This window comes from Acinetobacter sp. RF14B (assembly GCF_006864105.1).
GTDB classification, from domain to species: domain Bacteria; phylum Pseudomonadota; class Gammaproteobacteria; order Pseudomonadales; family Moraxellaceae; genus Acinetobacter; species Acinetobacter lwoffii_C.
On sequence record NZ_SMTB01000262.1, the window covers coordinates 1 to 478 of the forward strand.

At 49.6% G+C, this 478-nt stretch carries 1 protein-coding gene; it reads left to right on the plus strand.

Annotated elements, in window-relative coordinates; genetic code table 11:
• Positions 1-38: 38 nt before the first annotated feature.
• Positions 39-478: threonine/serine ThrE exporter family protein (locus tag E2K52_RS14865; RefSeq protein ID WP_264765957.1), on the plus strand; the 440-nt coding region annotated here is incomplete at its 3' end.

The following is a 478-nucleotide window of genomic DNA, read 5'->3' on the forward strand; positions in this document are numbered from 1 at the left end:
GTGGATTATTTCTTCTGCAACATGGTGCGGAAAGCGCGTTGGTTGATGAGCTTTCCTCACGACTGGGTCGGGCGCTGGGAATGGACAGCGTTGAAAGTTCTATCTCTTCGAACGCCATAGTGCTGACAACCATTAAAGATGGGCAATGCCTGACATCGACACGTAAAAATCACGATCGCGGCATTAATATGCATGTGGTGACTGAAGTCCAGCACATTGTGATTCTGGCGGAGCACCATCTGCTGGATTACAAAGGCGTAGAGAAACGATTTAGCCAAATTCAGCCATTACGTTACCCAAGATGGCTGGTAGCCTTAATGGTTGGCCTTTCCTGCGCCTGTTTCTGTAAACTCAATAAAGGTGGCTGGGATGGTGCCGTCATCACCTTCTTTGCCAGTACGGCCGCGATGTATATCCGCCAGCTACTGGCACAACGTCATCTTCATCCACAGATCAACTTTTGCCTCACCGCTTTCGC